This window comes from Rhodobacter sp. P2_H5 (genome assembly GCF_056403335.1).
This window is the reverse complement of the sequence record NZ_JBFUFS010000001.1, coordinates 137074-152591: the sequence shown is the minus strand read 5'-3', so window position 1 is coordinate 152591 and position 15518 is coordinate 137074. Positions and strand designations below refer to the sequence as shown.

Sequence of the window (15518 nt, the reverse complement as noted above, 5' to 3'; positions counted from 1 at the left end):
GTCCTTCATTGTGTGATGGCGAGGCAGGTGACATCACCTTGCCCGTTGAATGTGGCGGCCCGCGCCTCGATCGCCTCCAGCTGCGCCATGGCGGAGGAGCAGGCGAAGCCGTATTTCGCCGCCACCCGGTCGGAGGCGCGGTGAAGGCCGATGCGGGCGCGGCTCAGGAAGGCATCGAGCGGATAGGTGGCGCCGGGAGAGAGAAAATCGCTGATGACGGTCGAGGGGGAATAGCAGCGTTCTTCGGTGCCATCGGGCCAGCGCAGGGTGAAGAAGGTCTCAGGCATCGGCGTGGTCCTTTTGGGCAAGGCCAAGGTAGGGGGCGGCGGCGTGGTCCCAGAAAGTGGCCGTGGCGCTGCCATCGGTCAGGCGGACGGCGCTGCCTTGGGTGATCTGGCCGATGATCCCGGCGGCGATGTCGCGAGCGGCAAAGCGGGCGCAGACCTCGGCGGCGTGCTGCGGTTGGGTGGCCAGAAGAAAGCCGAAACTCGGGAAGCTGCGCAGCCAGCGTTCCAGCGAGATCCCATCCGGTGGGGTGATTTTGGTCAGGTCAACGTCTATGCCAGTGCCGGAACATTCGGCCAGCATGAGCGCCGTGCCCACGATCCCTCCCTGGCTGATGTCTTTGCCGGCGCGCACCAGACCCGCCTCGGCCAGCGCCGGCAAAAGCGCCAGATCGCCACGCAGGCGGGCGGCGGGGGCCTCCAATGCTGCGCAGAAATTGTCGAAGTTGCGGTAGCTGCCGCGCTGGTCGATGGCGGCGATCAGCACCTCACCCGGGCGGGCGGCAAAGCTGCTGATCAGCGCCTCGGCCCGACCCATGACGGAAACGGCGAGGCTTAATTCCTTGGCCGCGAAGTTGGTATGGCCGCCGACGAGGGGGACGCCGTAAGCCTCGGATGCTGCGCGCAGGCCCGCGAGGAGGGGTGCAGCATGTGCAGCATCGGGCGCCCAGATCTGGTCGATCAAGGCCACGGCCCGCCCACCCATCGCGGCAATGTCGGAGAGGTTGACCATCACCCCGCACCAGCCGGCAAACCAGGGATCGTCCTGCACGAAGGCGGGAATGAAACCCTCGCCGGCCAGCAGGTCGTAGCCTCCTGCGCGCGGCAGCACAGCCGCATCGTCGCCGGGTTGCCCGGCGGAGGCACCCGTCAGCCCAAGTACCCGCGTCGCAGCGCCAATCGCCAGTTTCGAGCGGATCGAGGGATGGGCGCGCAGCGCGCCGGCGAGGGCTTCCGGCGTCATCGCGCAATGCCCCGCCGCATCGGGTGATACCAGCCTGCTGCCGGGTCGGCGAGTGGCGGATAGACCGACAGGTCCGCCTGCATCTTCACATGCACAACGCCGTGCAGCGTGACTTCCCCCAGGCTTTGCCAATGCAGGCGGCGGAACAGGACCTCGTTCTGTTTCTGCACATGGGCCAGAAAGGTATTGCAACCGCGCGTGGTGGCGGTGCGGACGGCGAGGCGGATCAGTTCTGTCCCCAGACGGCCCACCTGCCGGAAGTCGCGGTCCACGGCAAGGCGGGAACCCCACCAGAGGCCGGGGGTGGCCTCGTGAATCCGCACCGTGCCCACCACGGCATCGGCCTCGTGGGCATAGGTCGACAGGGCGGCGAGATGGGTGGCGATCAGGTCGATCTCGTCGCGGTCATGGGCGTGGAAGATCGCCTGTTCCTCGACAAAGACGCGGTGGCGCAGGTCGGCGACGCCTTTCGCCTCCCAGGCCGTCGCGGCCTCGCGGATGTAATAGCCGGGGCATTGGAAATGGGAGGGGGCAAGTTCCATCATGCGACCTTGAACTTTTCATAGGTCGAAAGCGCCGAGCAGGCGCCGCATTTGCCGCAGCCGGCCTTGATATCCTCGCTGCGCATTCCGGCCCTGACGATCATCTGGCCAAGGGGCCGCAGGATCGAAGCCATGAACTCGGGGCGCGGGGCGGGGTGGCTTTCCAGGGGCGTGCCGGAGATCGGGACGAAGGGCACGACGAAGGGGTAAACCCCCATGGCGCAGAGCTTTTCCGACATTTCCAAAATGGCTTCGGGCGTGTCGCCAAGACCTGCGAGGATATAGGTCGACACCTGGCCATAGCCGAAGACCTTCACCGACGCGGCAAAGCTGGAGAAGTACTTCTCCAACGGGACCGAGGCCTTGCCGGGCATGATGCGAGCGCGGACCTCGGGGGTGACGGCCTCCAGATGCATGCCCAAAGTGTCGATCCCGGCGTCGAACATGCGCTGGTGCCAGATGTCATCCTCGGGCGGTTCGCATTGCGCCTGCAGGGGCAGGTTGACGGCGGCCTTGATGGCCAGCGCCGATTCCACCATCACCGCAGCGCCACGATCGGCCCCGCGCGGGGTGCCGGTGGTCAGGACCATGTGCTTGACGCCGTCGAGTTCCACCGCGGCCTTGGCGACCTCGGCCAGTTGCGCCGGGGTCTTGTGCGCCACGGTGCGCCCGGCGGCGAGGCTTTGGCCGATGGCGCAGAACTGGCAGGTTTTCTTGCGGCTTTCGTAACGAATGCAGGTCTGCAGCACCGTGGTGGCCAGCACGTCGCGGGAATGGAGCGTGGCGATGTGGCTGTAGGGGATGCCATCCGCCGTTTTCAGGTCATAGAACCGGGGGCGAAGGGGGAAGCGGACCTTGGCGACCTCCTCCCCGTTGCGCATCACGCGGGAACGGCCGTCGGCGTCGGGGGTTTCCACAAGGAAGGGGCTTTCGAAGGCCGGGGCGGTGTGGACGGGGACCATCACCGTTGTCTCGCCAATCGTGATGGCCTTGTGGTCGGACGGACCCGCCCCGCCGCGCCGCGCCTCGTGGCCAACGCGGGGGTCGACCAACCGCATGCCGTGGGTTTGCAGGTCGTTGATCAGGGCGGAGTCAGACATTCTCGCTCTCCTCAGACGGGAAGGACACTTCGGCGCGGGTGACGGCGGGGCGCGTGTCGTGGACCAGATGGAGCAGTTCGGGGCGGGCGTAGTGGCCGACGCTGTCCATCATCCGCTTGCGCTTGGTGATCAGCCGCATATCAAGATCGGCGATCAGGATGCCTTCGCCCTGCGTCAAAGGCGGCACCAGATGGCGGCCTTCGGGCGAGATGATGCAGGTCATGCAGCCATCGCGCAGACCCTTTTGCAGCTTGGGATCGGGGTGGATCTGGGCGATCTGCTCTTCGGCCAGCCAGCCGGTGGCGTTGACGACAAAGCAACCAGCCTCCAGCGCATGGTGGCGCATGGTGACCTCGATCTGCTCGCCGAAGATCGGGCCGACGAGGCTGCCGGGGAAATGGGCGGCGTGAATCTCCTCGTGCTGGGTCATCAAAGCATAGCGGGCAAGGGGGTTGTAATGTTCCCAACAGGCGAGCGCGCCGACGCGGCCAACCTTGGTCTGCACGACCTTCAGGCCTGATCCATCGCCCTGACCCCAGATCATCCGCTCGTGATAGGTCGGCGTGATCTTGCGACGTTTCAGGGCAAGGGAGCCGTCGGCGTCAAAGATCAGCTGGGTGTTGTAGAGCGAGCCGTGGTCACGCTCGTTCACCCCCAGCACCACGACCACGCCGCGCTTGCGGGCGGCATCGGCCACGGCCTGGGTTTCGGGCGAGGGGACGGTGACGGCCTCCTGATACAGCTCCAGATGCGCGGGGCCTTGCTGCACCGGGGGCAGCACGAAGGAGAAATAGGGGTAATAGGGCACGAAGGTTTCGGGGAAGACAATGAAGCCCGCGCCCTTGTCGGCCGCCTCGGCAATGGCGTTGAGCACGCGTTCGATGGTGCCGGCCCGTCCCGCAAGATCGGGGGCGATCTGGACGGCGGCGGCGCGGATGGTGTCGGTGCGCATCGGGGAAACCTGTTGGCTGGGAGGGGGGAGAAGCCGGGCCAATGCGGCCCGGCTTGGGCGTCAGACGGTCCAGGTGTCGATGATGACGGCATTGGCCTTCTTGTGCAGAAGGATGCAGTCCAGCACGTCTTGCGGCGCGATCGGCGTGATGCCGGGGATCAGCGAGCCTTCGCCGTGGCCATAAAGCGCCTGAAGGGCGAAGCGGCAGGCATAGACCTTGCCACCCTCGGACATGAAGCGCTTGAGATTGTTGTTGAAATTCAGGTGGCCCGGGAACGCCTCATCCCCCAGCGTCGGGAAGCCGCGCTGCAGGCCGAGCGTGACGCCCGGGCCGTAGAGCAGAATCGAGGTCTCGTAGCCCTTCCGATTGAGGCGGATTGCATTGAGAATGTTGACCAACCCGATGGAGCCTTCGAAGGCCACCGTATGGAATGTGATCAGGGCCTTCTCGCCCGGATCGGCCTTCACATCCGGGAAAACCTTGTTCTCGTAATCGACGAGGAAGTCGCCATCCTTGTTCGGTTCCTTGGTAACTGCCGGCATATCGCGCTCCTTTTCTGCTGATGGAATAGGGATGCACTGCGCAAATTGTATGAATCAATCTGTAATTCAATATACATACAATTATTGCGGCAATAGGCAGATTATGCGCGGAGATTTTGGGCAAAGCGCCGCGCGCCCGCTTAGAAAGCCGACAGGGTGTGAACGGGGCGGCTAAAATTGTATACATCTCGGGCGGCCCGGATCGCGCGAATCCATACAATCTGCTTCAATCTGCCGAATCATCCCGCTATGAAGCGGGAAAGGAGCCCCGCATGATTGATTGGATCCCGAAACTCGCAGCCACCGGCAAACCCCGCTACATCGCCATCGCCGAGGCGATTGCCGCCGATATCCGTGCCGGGGTCTTGTCCGTGGGCGACCGCCTGCCGCCACAGCGCAAGCTTGCGGCGGGTCTGGGGATTGATTTCACCACCGTCTCGCGCGCCTATGCCGAGGCGCAGGCGCGGGGCCTGGTCGAAAGCCATGTCGGGCGCGGCACCTTCGTTGCGGGCGCGGCGCCGGTGGACCGCCAGCCCGACCCTCTGCGCGATCAGCAGGAAGACCTGTCGATGAACATGGCGCCGGAGCCGACCGATCCGGCCCTGATCGCCAAGATGCGCGAGGGGCTGGACTATGTTTCTGCCAACCTCGTCTCCTTGCTGCGCTATCAATCGGCGACCGGCAGCGAGAAGGACAAGGTGGCCGCCTCCACCTGGCTGTCGCTGCGCGGCATGGTGCCCCGGCTGGACCGGATCGCGGTGACCCCCGGCGCCCATCCGACGATGATGGCGATCCTGTCGATCCTGACCAGCCCCGGCGACATCATGCTGTGCGAAAGCGTCACCTATCCCGGCATCCGCAACATCGCCGGACGGATGCGGGTGCGGCTGGAAGGTGTGGCGATGGACGGCGCCGGCATCCTGCCCGACGCGCTGGATGCCGCGATCCGGCAGCACGGGCCGCGGGCGCTCTACCTCAACCCGACGCTGCAGAACCCGACGACCCTGACCATGCCGACCGAGCGCCGGCTGGCGGTGGCCGAGATCCTGAACCGCCACGGCCTGCCGCTGATCGAGGATGACGCCTATGGCTTCATCCCCGCCAAGGCCCCGGCGCCGCTGGCGGTTTCGGCGCCCGATCTGACATGGCATATCGGCGGGCTGGCCAAATGCATCGGCGCGGGGCTGCGTCTGGCCTATACCGTGGCGCCGACCGGCAAGGATGCCTATGCGCTGGGGCAGGCTCTGCGGGCGGTGTCGGTCATGCCCTCGCCCCTGTCGGCGGCGCTGACGACGCAGTGGATCGAGGATGGCACCGCCGACCGCATCCGCCGCTTTGTCCGCCAGGAAACCGCCGCCCGGCAGAAACTGGCGGCCGAGGTGCTTGCGGGCTTTGACTTTGCCGCCGCCGAGAACGCCTTCAACATCTGGCTCAGGCTGCCGCGCGGCTCTGGCCGGGCCGATATCATCGCGCGGATGTCGGGGCGGCATATCGGCATCATGCCCTCGGATGCCTTCACCGTGGGGGGCACGCCGGATGAACATCTGCGCATCTGCCTCGGCGGGTCGATCACCCGTGACACGCTGCGGTCGGGACTGGATTTCCTGTCCCACGCCATGCAGCCGGAAACCTTCATGGGGTGACCGGCGGGCCGCCTAGCGCAGCAGGGGCGCGAGGTTGGCCTGCAGGGCCAGAAGATCCTTCAGATAGGCGTCGCGCAGCCCGTCGACCGTCTGGTGAAAGGCGCTGGCCCCGATGTTCAGCGCGGCCACGGTCTGGCGATGGGCGTTGCGGATCGGCACGGCGATGGAGCGCAGGCCGATTTCGACCTCCTGGTCGATCAGCGCGTAGCCCTGCGCCCGGATTGCGGCCAGTTCTGCCAGGATGGCCTCCGGCTCCGTGCGGGTGAAGGGGGTGCGGGCCGGCAGAGGGGCTGCTTCCAGCAGGGCGCGCGCCTCGGCCTCGGGCAGGGCGGCCAGCATCACGCGCCCCATCGAGGTGCAATAGGCCGGCAGGCGCGAGCCCGGCATCAGGCCGATCGACATGACCTTGCGCTGGGCTGCGCGCGCCACATAGACGATCTCCGCCCCGTCGAGGATCGAAACCGAGGAGCTTTGCCCGATCCGTTCGGACAGGGCGTCCAGCAAAGGCTGCACGATCTGCGGCAGCGGCATGGTGGCAAGGCAGGCGGTGCCAAGACGCAGCACCCGAGGCCGGAGGGTGAAGAACTTGCCGTCGTAATCGGCATAGCCGTGATGGGCCAGCGTCAGCAGACAGCGCCGCGCCGTCGCCCGGTCCAGCCCGCTGGCCGCCGAAACCTCGGCAATCGATTGGCGCGGGCGTTCCGCGGTGAAAGTCTCGATCACCTGCAGCCCCTTGGCGAGGCCCCCCATGATGTCGCGCTCGCTGATCGTCATCTGCCCACCTTGTGCGATATGTCAACAAACGCAGCATATCGCACAAACCTGATGGACGAAAGCCCCTGTCAGCCCCTATCTCTTGCGCCAAGCGGGTGGGGAATCGCCCGGCAGGAGGCATTGATGGACAAGACACTTCCAGACCTCGCCAGCGCCGTGGCGGGGATCGCAGACGGGATGACCGTGATGATCGGCGGTTTTGGCGGCTCTGGCGCGCCGATCGAGCTGATCCACGCGCTGATCGACCGGTTTCTCGCGACCGGGCACCCCAAGGAGCTGACGGTGGTCAACAACAACGCGGGCAATGGCCATGTGGGTCTTGCCGCGCTGATCGAGCAGGGGATGGTGAAGAAGCTGATCTGCTCCTTCCCGCGTTCGGCCGATCCGGTGGTTTTCACCGAACGCTACCTCGCCGGTCAGATCGAGCTGGAGCTGGTCCCGCAGGGCACGCTCGCCGAGCGGATCCGGGCCGGTGGCGCGGGCATCCCTGCCTTTTACACGCCGACCAGCTTTGGCACCGATCTGGCCAAGGGCAAGCCGGTGGAGGTGTTCGAGGGTAGGTCCTATGTGCAGGAACGCTGGCTCAAGGCCGACTATGCGCTGGTCAAGGCGCATCTGGGTGACCGCTTGGGCAACCTGACCTACCGGATGGCTGCGCGCAACTTCAACCCGCTGATGTGCATGGCTGCGGCCACGACCATCGTGCAGGTCAGCCAGATCGTCGATCCCGGTGACATCGACCCCGAAGCCGTCATCACCCCTGGGATCTTCGTGCAGGGCGTGGTCGAGGTGCCGAACCCGGCGCAGGAAGAAGTGCTCAACCGCGCCAAGGCGGCCTATCCGGAGGTGGCGCAATGACCACGAAACTCTCCCCGACCCAGATGGCCTGGCGCGCAGCGCAGGACATCGAGGATGGCGCCTATGTCAACCTCGGCATCGGCTTCCCCGAGATGGTGGCGAAATTCCAGCCGCCGGGCAAACAGGCGATCTTTCACACCGAAAACGGCATCCTCGGCTTTGGCGAGGCGCCCGCCCCGGGTGCCGAGGATTGGGACCTGATCAACGCGGGCAAGAAGGCCGTGACGCTGAGGCCGGGCACCGCGTTCTTCCACCACGCCGACAGCTTTGCCATGGTGCGCGGTGGCCATCTGGATGTGGCGATCCTCGGCGCCTATGAGGTCGCCGAAAGCGGCGATCTGGCGAATTGGTCGACCGGGCCGAAAGGTGTGCCGGCTGTGGGCGGGGCGATGGATCTGGTCCATGGCGCCAAGCGCGTGGCGGTGATCACCGATCATGTCACCAAGGATGGCAAGCCGAAACTGCTGACCCGCTGCGCCCTGCCCCTTACCGGAGTGGGGTGCGTGACACGGGTCTATTCCTCCCTCGCGGTGATCGACATCGTGGCTGGCCATTTCGTGCTGCGCGAAAAGCTGCCCTCGCTGTCCTTCGACGATCTGCAATCCATGACCGGCGCCACGCTGCATCTTGAAGGTGCCGTGGCCGATCTGACCGTACCGGAGCTGTAAGCCATGACCGACGTTTTCATCTGCGACTATATCCGCACGCCGATCGGCCGCTACGCCGGAAGCCTGTCCGCCGTGCGCCCGGATGATCTGGGGGCCGTGCCGCTGCGCGCGCTGATGGCGCGCAACCAAGGCGTGGATTGGGAGGCGGTCGACGACGTGATCTTCGGCTGCGCCAATCAGGCGGGCGAGGACAACCGCAACGTCGCGCGCATGTCCCTCTTGCTGGCGGGTCTTCCGGTCAGCGTCGGGGGCACCACGATCAACCGGCTTTGCGGTTCGGGCATGGATGCGGTGCTGACGGCAGCGCGGCAGATTGCGGCGGGCGAGGCGGGGCTGATGATCGCCGGTGGCGTCGAGAGCATGTCGCGCGCGCCGATGGTGATGCCGAAAGCCGACACCGCCTTCAGCCGCGAGGCTGCGATTTACGACACAACCATCGGCTGGCGCTTCATCAACCCGGCGATGCACAAGGCCTATGGCACGGATTCGATGCCGCAGACCGGGCAGAACGTGGCAGATGACTATGGCGTGAGCCGCAAGGCGCAGGATCTGATGGCGCTGGACAGCCAGGCCAAGGCCGCAGCCGCCCAGGCCAGTGGCCGGCTGGCGCAGGAGATTACTCCCGTCACCATCCCGCAACGCAAGGGCGAGGCGCTGGTGGTGGACCGCGACGAACACCCCCGCGCCACCACGCCCGAGGCGCTGGCCAAACTGCGCCCGCTGTTCGAGGGCGGCTCGGTCACGGCGGGCAATGCCAGCGGGGTCAATGATGGTGCGGCGGCGCTGATCCTCGCCAATGCCGAGACGGCGGCGAAATATGGGCTGACGCCGATTGCCCGGGTGCTGGGCGGGGCGACGGCCGGGGTTCCGCCGCGGATCATGGGGATCGGGCCTGCGCCTGCCTCGCAAAAGCTGATGGCGCGGCTGGGGCTGACACCCGCCGATTTCGACGTGATCGAGCTGAACGAGGCTTTTGCGGCGCAGGGCGTCGCGACCCTGCGGCTTTTGGGTCTGGCCGACACCGACGCACGCGTCAACCGCAACGGCGGCGCCATCGCCCTGGGTCACCCACTCGGGATGAGCGGCGCCCGCATCACCGGCACCGCGGCACTTGAACTGAAGCTGACCGGGGGCAAAAGGTCGCTGTCCACCATGTGCATCGGCGTGGGGCAAGGCATTGCCGTGGCGCTGGAGCGCGTCTGAACCGAAACCCTCCCCGTTCCGCGCAAAAGGAAAGAAATCCGAAGCACCCATCGCGTTACTTTTCAACAATACCGCCGCTCCAAAAACAGCCATAAAAGCGTCGAAAGGCGTCGCGCCGTTTACCGCCAGCTGCACCATATGACGCAAGGAGCCTCTCATGCCGGATACACCAGACATCAAGATGCAGTCGCCGATGCCGATGCTCTTGCTGATCCTGTCGGTCACCACGGGGATGATTGATGCGATCTCCGTGCTGGGCCTCGGCAAGGTTTTCACGGCCAACATGACGGGGAATGTGGTCTTCCTCGGCTTTGCGGCGGCAGGGGCGGAAGGCTTCAAACCGCTGCCGCTTGCCACGGCCCTGGCAAGCTTCCTGATCGGCGCGCTGATCGGCGGCCGGGCCGCCAACTGGAACCGCGGAAAGCCGCTGCACCACTGGCTTTTGACCGCGGCGGTCATTGAAAGCCTGTTGATCTGGGCCGCAGCCGTGGCGGCAATCGGCAGCGGCGTTGCGGCGGTGGGCACTGTCCAACTGCTGATGATCGCCCTGCTCGGCGGGGCCATGGGCCTGCGCAACGGTACGGTGCGGCGTCTGGGCATCCCTGACCTGACAACCACGGTCCTCACCATGACCCTGACCGGCATCGCCGCCGACAGCACGCTGGCCGGCGGGGCCAACCCCAATCTCGGCCGCCGTCTTGGCGCGGTCGTGGCGCTGTTCGTCGGGGCAGCCCTAGGCGCCTTGCTGATCAACCTATCGGGCGGTCTGACCCTGCCCCTGATCGCGACCGGCGCCATCGTTCTGGTGGGCACCCTGGTCTTCGCCCGCCATCCGGCGCTGCACGCCCCGGTAAAATGAGCTCCCCCGAAAAGTCCCCCGAATTACCGCGCACGATCATCCAAGATCCTTCATCGGCAATTTCCGGATCTCAAACCAGATAACAGGAGAAAAACATGGCCCCCAAAGCGACAGCAACCCCGGGTAAGACCCTGCTGAGCCCGACCGATCACATGCTGATCATGATCGATTTCCAGTCGCAGATGGCCTTTGCGACCAAATCCATCGACGCGGTCAACCTGCGCGTCAATGCAGGCCTGGTCTCTGCCGCCGCCGCCAGCTTCAAGGTGCCGACGATCCTGACCACGGTCGCCGCCAAAAGCTTCTCCGGCCCGATGTTCGATGAAGTGACGGCACCCTTCCCCGGCCAGGCGCTCCTGGACCGCACCTCGATGAACACCTGGGAAGACGAAGCCGTCATCGCCCGCGTGAACGAGATCGGCAAGGGTCGCGTCGTGCTGGCCGGGCTCTGGACCAGCGTCTGCATCGTTGGCCCGGCGCTGTCCGCCATCGACCAGGGCTTCGAGGTCTATGTGATCGCCGATGCCTGCGGCGACGTCACGCCCGAGGCGCATGATCGTGCGGTGGACCGCATGGTGCAGGCGGGTGCGCGCCCGATGACCTCGGTGCAATACCTTCTGGAGCTGCAGCGCGACTGGGCGCGGGGCGAGACCTATGCCTCCACCACCGGCATCGCGCAGCGTCTCGCCGGATCCTATGGCCTGGGCATCCAATACGCCAAGGCGATGTTCAACGCCTCGGAAGGGCACTAGTCCCCTCCCCCCCTCGTTTTACGGAGCTCGCCCATGACCCCCGACCTGATCCTGCACAATGCGCGGCTGACCACGCTGGACCGCGAAAACCCGCAAGCCAGTGCGGTGGCCATTCAGGCCGGGGTGTTTCAGGCCGTGGGGGGCGAGGCCGAGATCCTCGCCCTCGCCGGGCCGCAGACGCGGGTCATCGACCTCAAGGGCCGCTCGGTCCTGCCGGGGCTAATCGACAATCACACCCATGTGGTGCGCGGCGGGCTGAACTATAACCTTGAACTGCGCTGGGATGGCGTGACCTCGCTTTCGGACGCGATGGCGATGCTGAAGGCGCAGGTCGCCATCACCCCGCCGCCGCAATGGGTGCGGGTGGTGGGCGGCTTTACCGAAAGCCAGTTCGACGAAAAGCGCCTGCCGACGCTGGACGAGATCAACGCCGTGGCGCCCGACACTCCGGTCTTCCTGCTGCACCTTTACGACCGCGCCTTGTTGAACGGTGCTGCCTTGCGGGCGGTGGGCTATACCAAGGTTACGCCCAACCCGCCGGGAGGCGAGATTCAGCGCGACGCTGCGGGCAACCCGACCGGGCTTTTGCTCGCCAAACCCAATGCCGGCATTCTTTATGCCACGCTGGCCAAGGGGCCGAAGCTGCCTTTCGACTACCAGGTGAACTCCACCCGCCATTTCATGCGCGAGCTCAATCGGCTGGGCGTCACCGGGGTCATCGACGCGGGCGGCGGTTTCCAGAACTATCCCGACGATTACGCCGTGATCCAGAAACTGGCCGATGACGGGCAGATGACGGTGCGGCTGGCCTATAACCTCTTCACCCAGAAGCCGAAGGAGGAGAAGGCCGATTTCCTCGCCTGGACAAAGTCGGTCAAGTACCGGCAGGGCGACGACTACTTCCGCCATAATGGCGCGGGCGAGATGCTGGTCTTTTCCGCCGCCGACTTTGAAGATTTCCGCGAACCCCGCCCCGACCTGCCTGCCGCGATGGAGGAGGATCTGGAAGGCGTCGTCCGCATCCTGGCCGAGAACCGCTGGCCCTGGCGGATGCATGCGACCTATGACGAGACGATCACCCGCGCGCTTGATGTCTTTGAAAAGGTGAACAAGGATATCCCGCTGCAGGGCCTCAACTGGTTCTTTGACCACGCCGAGACCATCTCGGACCGCTCGATCGACCGGATTGCGGCGCTTGGCGGCGGTGTCGCGGTGCAGCACCGGATGGCCTATCAGGGCGAGTTCTTCGTGGGCCGCTATGGCGCCGCCGCCGCCGAGGCCACACCGCCGATCGCAAAGATGCTCGAAAAGGGCCTGCACACCTCGGCCGGAACGGATGCGACGCGGGTGGCGTCCTACAACCCTTGGGTCTCTCTCTCCTGGATGGTGACGGGGCGCACAGTGGGCGGTCTTCGCATCACGCCGCAGCGCAATTGTCTGGACCGCGAGACCGCCTTGCGGATGTGGACCGAAAAGGTCGCGTGGTTCTGCAACGAGGATGGCCGGCGTGGCCGCATCGCCCCCGGCTACTTCGCCGATCTGACCCTGCCCGACCGCGACTATTTCGCCGTGCCGGAGGCCGAGATCACCCATATGACCTCGGATCTCACGATGGTCGGCGGCAAGATCGTCTTTGCCAAGGGCGATTTCGCCCCGCTGGACGAAAATCCGGTGCCGCCCGCCATGCCCGATTGGTCGCCGGTGCGGACCTATGGCGGTTACGGCGCCTGGGGCACGCAGCCCGATGTGGCACAGCAAGCCTCGGCCCGCTGCGGCTGCGCCAGCTCCTGCAGGGTGCATGGCCATGACCATGCCAGCGCCTGGGGGGCGAAACTCCCGACCTCGGACCTCAAATCCTTCTGGGGGGCGCTCGGTTGTGCCTGCTGGGCGGTCTGAGATGGACCAGCTTGCAGCACTTCTGCACAACGGGATCGTGCTGCACCTGTGCCTTCTGGCGCTGTGCGCGGCCTATATTCAGGGGCCGGTGACCAAAATCCTCGATTTTCAGGCCGCAACCGAAGAGATGGTCGCGCTGGGTCTTTCGCCGCCGCGGCTTCTGGCGCTGGGGACGATCTGCTTTGAACTCGCCACCTCGGCCATGGTGATCTCGGGCTGGCACCGCCAGATCGCGGCCCTGGCGCTGGCGGGATATACGATGGTCGCCACCCTGATCGCGCTGCGCTTTTGGGAACAGCCCAAAGGATTGGCGCGCACGCAGGCCATGGACGCCTTCTTTGAGCATGTTGGGTTGAGCGGCGCCTTTGTGCTTGTGGCGCTGATGGATTTTTGACGAGTTGCCGTGATCGGCCGGGCATTTTCAGGTAGCCTCGCCGGCACTTCCTCGTGCATGACACGAACGCAGACCCGCCTGAAAGGACCGTTGCGACAGCCTGTACCGCAGGAAAGGACGAAACCGATGGATTTCAGCACCAATCCGCCGCAGGAAACCAATCTCGTCGTGCGCGATTCGCTCGGCTGTGGCGTGCACGAACTGTTGTACGATCACACCCTGACGGTCGGCGGCATGACGTTTCGGCGCAAGACGGCCATGGGGCCGCATGTCGCCCGGATGGAAACCCCGCCCGAGGACCGCGGCCTGTTGATCGGCCTTTCGCTGCGCGCCGGGCACCGGCGGCGCTCGATGCAGGGACGAGAGGCGCGGGACGAGGTTTATGGCAAGGACTCGGCCTATATTCGCGACTTCGAGAACCCCTATGCCTGCCAGGTCGAGGGCAGTTTCGACTTCTTCCTGCTGGAACTGAACCGCGAATTCCTTGCCGAGATCGCCAACCGCGGCGAAAGCCGGCGCCTGCCCCAGCTGACGCGCCTGGCCGCCCAAGCCGACCCGGTGCTGGGGCATCTCGCCCAGGCGCTTTTGCCGTCGCTGGCCGACCCCAAGGGCGCCTGCCCGCTGCTGGCCGAACAGATCGGCACCGCCATGGTGACCCATCTGTTCCACAGCTACGGCACGGAAAGACCGCGCCCGCCGCGCCGCGTGCCGCGCCTTCCCGACCCGGCGCTGCGCCGCGCCACCGAGATGCTGATGGAGGAGGCCGGACCCGATGCCTCGATGGCCACCATCGCCGATGCGCTGAACATGTCGCGCGGCCAGTTTTTCCGCGCCTTCCGCGAGACGACCGGCACCACGCCCTATCAGTGGGTCCTGAACCAGCGGCTGGACCACGCCCGTCAGATGTTGCGCACGACCGACCTGCCGCTGGCGCAGATCGCGCTCCATTGCGGCTTTTTCGACCAAAGCCACCTGACCCGGATCTTCAGCCGCGAGGTTGGCGTCTCGCCCGGGCGCTGGCGGCGCGAAAGCCGCTGAGGGCGCGCCCCCTGCGGCCGATGGGCACGATCGTGCAATTTCGGCCACGAAGCTGCAATATCCGGACCCTTGGGCCCGGTACCCTTTGTGCGCGGCTTGGCAGGGCCGGCGGCAGAGCCTCATCCATGCACGCTCCCACAATCGAGACGGCAGGACAAATCCCATGGCTTTTCTGAAGACCACCGATGGCGTCGACCTTTTTTACAAGGATCAGGGCAAGGGCCGGCCCATTGTCTTTTCGCACGGCTGGCCGCTGTCGGCCGACGCCTGGGACACGCAGGCGCTGTTCTTCGGTCAGGAAGGGTTCCGCGTCATCGCCCATGACCGGCGCAGCCATGGCCGCTCGACCCAGGTCTGGGACGGCAACAACATGGACCGCTATGCCGACGACCTGCACGAGCTGATCGAAAGCCTGGACCTGAGGGATGCCGTCCTGATCGGCCACTCGACCGGCGGTGGCGAGGTGGCGCATTACATCGGGCGTCACGGCACCGCGCGCGTGGGCAAGGCGATTCTGGTGGGCGCCGTGCCGCCCCTGATGCTGAAAACCCCCGCCAACCCGGGCGGTGTGCCGCTGGACGTGTTCGACGGCATCCGCGCCGGCACCGCCTCCAACCGCTCGCAGTTCTTCAAGGATCTGAGCATCGCCTTCTATGGCTTCAATCGCTCGGGCGCTGCGGTCAGCCAGGGTCTGATGGACGGCTTCTGGCTGCAAGGCATGGCGGGCGGGTTGAAGGGGCTTTACGACTGCATCCACGAGTTTTCCGAGGTCGATTACACCGAAGACCTCAAGAAGATGAACATCCCGACCCTGATCATCCACGGCGATGACGACCAGATCGTGCCGATCGCCAATTCCGGCGAGAAGGCAGCCAGGATCGCCCCGCAGGCGCGGCTTCTGACCTATCCGGGCGCGCCGCATGGTCTGGTGGAAACCCTGCCCGAAAAGTTCTTCCACGACGTGCTGGACTTCATCAACGCTTGAGCCCACCCCTCCCCACATGAAAAAGGGCGGTCCCTGGGGGCCGCCCTTCTTCTTTTAGCGAAG

The 15518-nt window shown here is 65.7% G+C and carries 17 protein-coding genes; 10 read left to right on the top strand and 7 right to left on the bottom strand.

Annotation, left to right across the window (positions count from 1 at the left end):
* Positions 1-5 precede the first annotated feature (5 nt).
* The 6 genes from AC1DVR_RS00745 to AC1DVR_RS00720 are packed head-to-tail and all read right to left on the bottom strand — an operon-like array spanning position 6 to position 4385.
* Entirely contained in the window at positions 6-287 is a 282-nt protein-coding gene (locus AC1DVR_RS00745; RefSeq protein WP_477998600.1) for an MSMEG_0570 family nitrogen starvation response protein, read from the bottom strand.
* Positions 280-1248, bottom strand: a complete 969-nt coding sequence (locus AC1DVR_RS00740; protein ID WP_477998599.1) for a sll0787 family AIR synthase-like protein — start codon at positions 1246-1248, stop codon at positions 280-282. The genes AC1DVR_RS00745 and AC1DVR_RS00740 overlap by 8 nt, the downstream gene beginning before the upstream one ends.
* A complete protein-coding gene (locus AC1DVR_RS00735; protein WP_477998598.1) occupies positions 1245-1793 on the bottom strand; it encodes an MSMEG_0567/Sll0786 family nitrogen starvation N-acetyltransferase in 549 nt (182 codons plus the stop codon). The genes AC1DVR_RS00740 and AC1DVR_RS00735 overlap by 4 nt, the downstream gene beginning before the upstream one ends.
* Positions 1790-2890 (bottom strand): MSMEG_0568 family radical SAM protein, encoded by a 1101-nt coding sequence (locus AC1DVR_RS00730; protein ID WP_477998597.1) that lies wholly within the window; start codon positions 2888-2890, stop codon positions 1790-1792. Before AC1DVR_RS00730 ends, AC1DVR_RS00735 begins: the two co-directional genes overlap by 4 nt.
* The gene (locus AC1DVR_RS00725) at positions 2883-3842 is read right to left on the bottom strand and encodes a Nit6803 family nitrilase (protein WP_477998596.1); all 960 of its coding nucleotides are present in this window, start codon (positions 3840-3842) and stop codon (positions 2883-2885) included. Before AC1DVR_RS00725 ends, AC1DVR_RS00730 begins: the two co-directional genes overlap by 8 nt.
* Positions 3843-3902: 60 nt before the next feature.
* Positions 3903-4385, bottom strand: coding sequence for an MSMEG_0572/Sll0783 family nitrogen starvation response protein (locus AC1DVR_RS00720; protein ID WP_477998595.1), 483 nt, complete (start codon positions 4383-4385; stop codon positions 3903-3905).
* A gap of 272 nt (positions 4386-4657) precedes the next feature.
* Between AC1DVR_RS00720 and AC1DVR_RS00715 the strand changes: the two genes are divergently transcribed.
* Positions 4658-6028, top strand: coding sequence for an aminotransferase-like domain-containing protein (locus AC1DVR_RS00715; protein ID WP_477998594.1), 1371 nt, complete (start codon positions 4658-4660; stop codon positions 6026-6028).
* A gap of 12 nt (positions 6029-6040) precedes the next feature.
* On the opposite strand, the gene AC1DVR_RS00710 is transcribed toward AC1DVR_RS00715, so the two are convergent.
* The gene (locus AC1DVR_RS00710) at positions 6041-6802 is read right to left on the bottom strand and encodes an IclR family transcriptional regulator domain-containing protein (RefSeq protein WP_477998593.1); all 762 of its coding nucleotides are present in this window, start codon (positions 6800-6802) and stop codon (positions 6041-6043) included.
* A gap of 123 nt (positions 6803-6925) precedes the next feature.
* Here AC1DVR_RS00710 and AC1DVR_RS00705 point away from each other — a divergent pair, with 123 nt between their 5' ends.
* The 9 genes from AC1DVR_RS00705 to AC1DVR_RS00665 all read left to right on the top strand — a co-directional run bounded on the left by AC1DVR_RS00705 (position 6926) and on the right by AC1DVR_RS00665 (position 15455).
* Entirely contained in the window at positions 6926-7660 is a 735-nt protein-coding gene (locus tag AC1DVR_RS00705; protein WP_477998592.1) for a 3-oxoacid CoA-transferase subunit A, read from the top strand.
* Positions 7657-8328, top strand: a complete 672-nt coding sequence (locus AC1DVR_RS00700) for a 3-oxoacid CoA-transferase subunit B (protein ID WP_477998591.1) — start codon at positions 7657-7659, stop codon at positions 8326-8328. Before AC1DVR_RS00705 ends, AC1DVR_RS00700 begins: the two co-directional genes overlap by 4 nt.
* A 3-nt stretch (positions 8329-8331) precedes the next feature.
* Complete coding sequence (gene pcaF, locus AC1DVR_RS00695) at positions 8332-9531, top strand: 3-oxoadipyl-CoA thiolase (RefSeq protein WP_477998590.1); 1200 nt, start codon at positions 8332-8334, stop codon at positions 9529-9531.
* 157 nt (positions 9532-9688) lie between these two features.
* The gene (locus tag AC1DVR_RS00690) at positions 9689-10390 is read left to right on the top strand and encodes a YoaK family protein (RefSeq protein WP_477998589.1); all 702 of its coding nucleotides are present in this window, start codon (positions 9689-9691) and stop codon (positions 10388-10390) included.
* Between the two features lie 95 nt (positions 10391-10485).
* A complete protein-coding gene (locus tag AC1DVR_RS00685) occupies positions 10486-11142 on the top strand; it encodes a hydrolase (protein WP_477998588.1) in 657 nt (218 codons plus the stop codon).
* A gap of 33 nt (positions 11143-11175) precedes the next feature.
* Positions 11176-13038 carry an amidohydrolase gene (locus AC1DVR_RS00680; protein WP_477998587.1) on the top strand — a complete coding sequence of 621 codons (1863 nt, stop codon included), beginning with the start codon at positions 11176-11178 and terminating at the stop codon, positions 13036-13038.
* 1 nt (position 13039) lies between these two features.
* Positions 13040-13432 carry a DoxX family protein gene (locus tag AC1DVR_RS00675; protein ID WP_477998586.1) on the top strand — a complete coding sequence of 131 codons (393 nt, stop codon included), beginning with the start codon at positions 13040-13042 and terminating at the stop codon, positions 13430-13432.
* Between the two features lie 126 nt (positions 13433-13558).
* Complete coding sequence (locus AC1DVR_RS00670) at positions 13559-14470, top strand: helix-turn-helix domain-containing protein (RefSeq protein WP_477998585.1); 912 nt, start codon at positions 13559-13561, stop codon at positions 14468-14470.
* 163 nt (positions 14471-14633) lie between these two features.
* Entirely contained in the window at positions 14634-15455 is an 822-nt protein-coding gene (locus AC1DVR_RS00665) for an alpha/beta fold hydrolase (protein ID WP_477998584.1), read from the top strand.
* Positions 15456-15518: the final 63 nt, after the last annotated feature.

What these genes read in the sequence shown, in the direction of transcription:
- AC1DVR_RS00745 (WP_477998600.1), bottom strand. Translation starts at nt 287, where the DNA reads ATGCCTGAGACCTTCTTCACCCTGCGCTGGCCCGATGGCACCGAAGAA.
- AC1DVR_RS00740 (WP_477998599.1), bottom strand. Translation starts at nt 1,248, where the DNA reads ATGACGCCGGAAGCCCTCGCCGGCGCGCTGCGCGCCCATCCCTCGATC.
- AC1DVR_RS00735 (WP_477998598.1), bottom strand. Translation starts at nt 1,793, where the DNA reads ATGATGGAACTTGCCCCCTCCCATTTCCAATGCCCCGGCTATTACATC.
- AC1DVR_RS00730 (WP_477998597.1), bottom strand. Translation starts at nt 2,890, where the DNA reads ATGTCTGACTCCGCCCTGATCAACGACCTGCAAACCCACGGCATGCGG.
- AC1DVR_RS00725 (WP_477998596.1), bottom strand. Translation starts at nt 3,842, where the DNA reads ATGCGCACCGACACCATCCGCGCCGCCGCCGTCCAGATCGCCCCCGAT.
- AC1DVR_RS00720 (WP_477998595.1), bottom strand. Translation starts at nt 4,385, where the DNA reads ATGCCGGCAGTTACCAAGGAACCGAACAAGGATGGCGACTTCCTCGTC.
- AC1DVR_RS00715 (WP_477998594.1), top strand. Translation starts at nt 4,658, where the DNA reads ATGATTGATTGGATCCCGAAACTCGCAGCCACCGGCAAACCCCGCTAC.
- AC1DVR_RS00710 (WP_477998593.1), bottom strand. Translation starts at nt 6,802, where the DNA reads ATGACGATCAGCGAGCGCGACATCATGGGGGGCCTCGCCAAGGGGCTG.
- AC1DVR_RS00705 (WP_477998592.1), top strand. Translation starts at nt 6,926, where the DNA reads ATGGACAAGACACTTCCAGACCTCGCCAGCGCCGTGGCGGGGATCGCA.
- AC1DVR_RS00700 (WP_477998591.1), top strand. Translation starts at nt 7,657, where the DNA reads ATGACCACGAAACTCTCCCCGACCCAGATGGCCTGGCGCGCAGCGCAG.
- pcaF (WP_477998590.1), top strand. Translation starts at nt 8,332, where the DNA reads ATGACCGACGTTTTCATCTGCGACTATATCCGCACGCCGATCGGCCGC.
- AC1DVR_RS00690 (WP_477998589.1), top strand. Translation starts at nt 9,689, where the DNA reads ATGCCGGATACACCAGACATCAAGATGCAGTCGCCGATGCCGATGCTC.
- AC1DVR_RS00685 (WP_477998588.1), top strand. Translation starts at nt 10,486, where the DNA reads ATGGCCCCCAAAGCGACAGCAACCCCGGGTAAGACCCTGCTGAGCCCG.
- AC1DVR_RS00680 (WP_477998587.1), top strand. Translation starts at nt 11,176, where the DNA reads ATGACCCCCGACCTGATCCTGCACAATGCGCGGCTGACCACGCTGGAC.
- AC1DVR_RS00675 (WP_477998586.1), top strand. Translation starts at nt 13,040, where the DNA reads ATGGACCAGCTTGCAGCACTTCTGCACAACGGGATCGTGCTGCACCTG.
- AC1DVR_RS00670 (WP_477998585.1), top strand. Translation starts at nt 13,559, where the DNA reads ATGGATTTCAGCACCAATCCGCCGCAGGAAACCAATCTCGTCGTGCGC.
- AC1DVR_RS00665 (WP_477998584.1), top strand. Translation starts at nt 14,634, where the DNA reads ATGGCTTTTCTGAAGACCACCGATGGCGTCGACCTTTTTTACAAGGAT.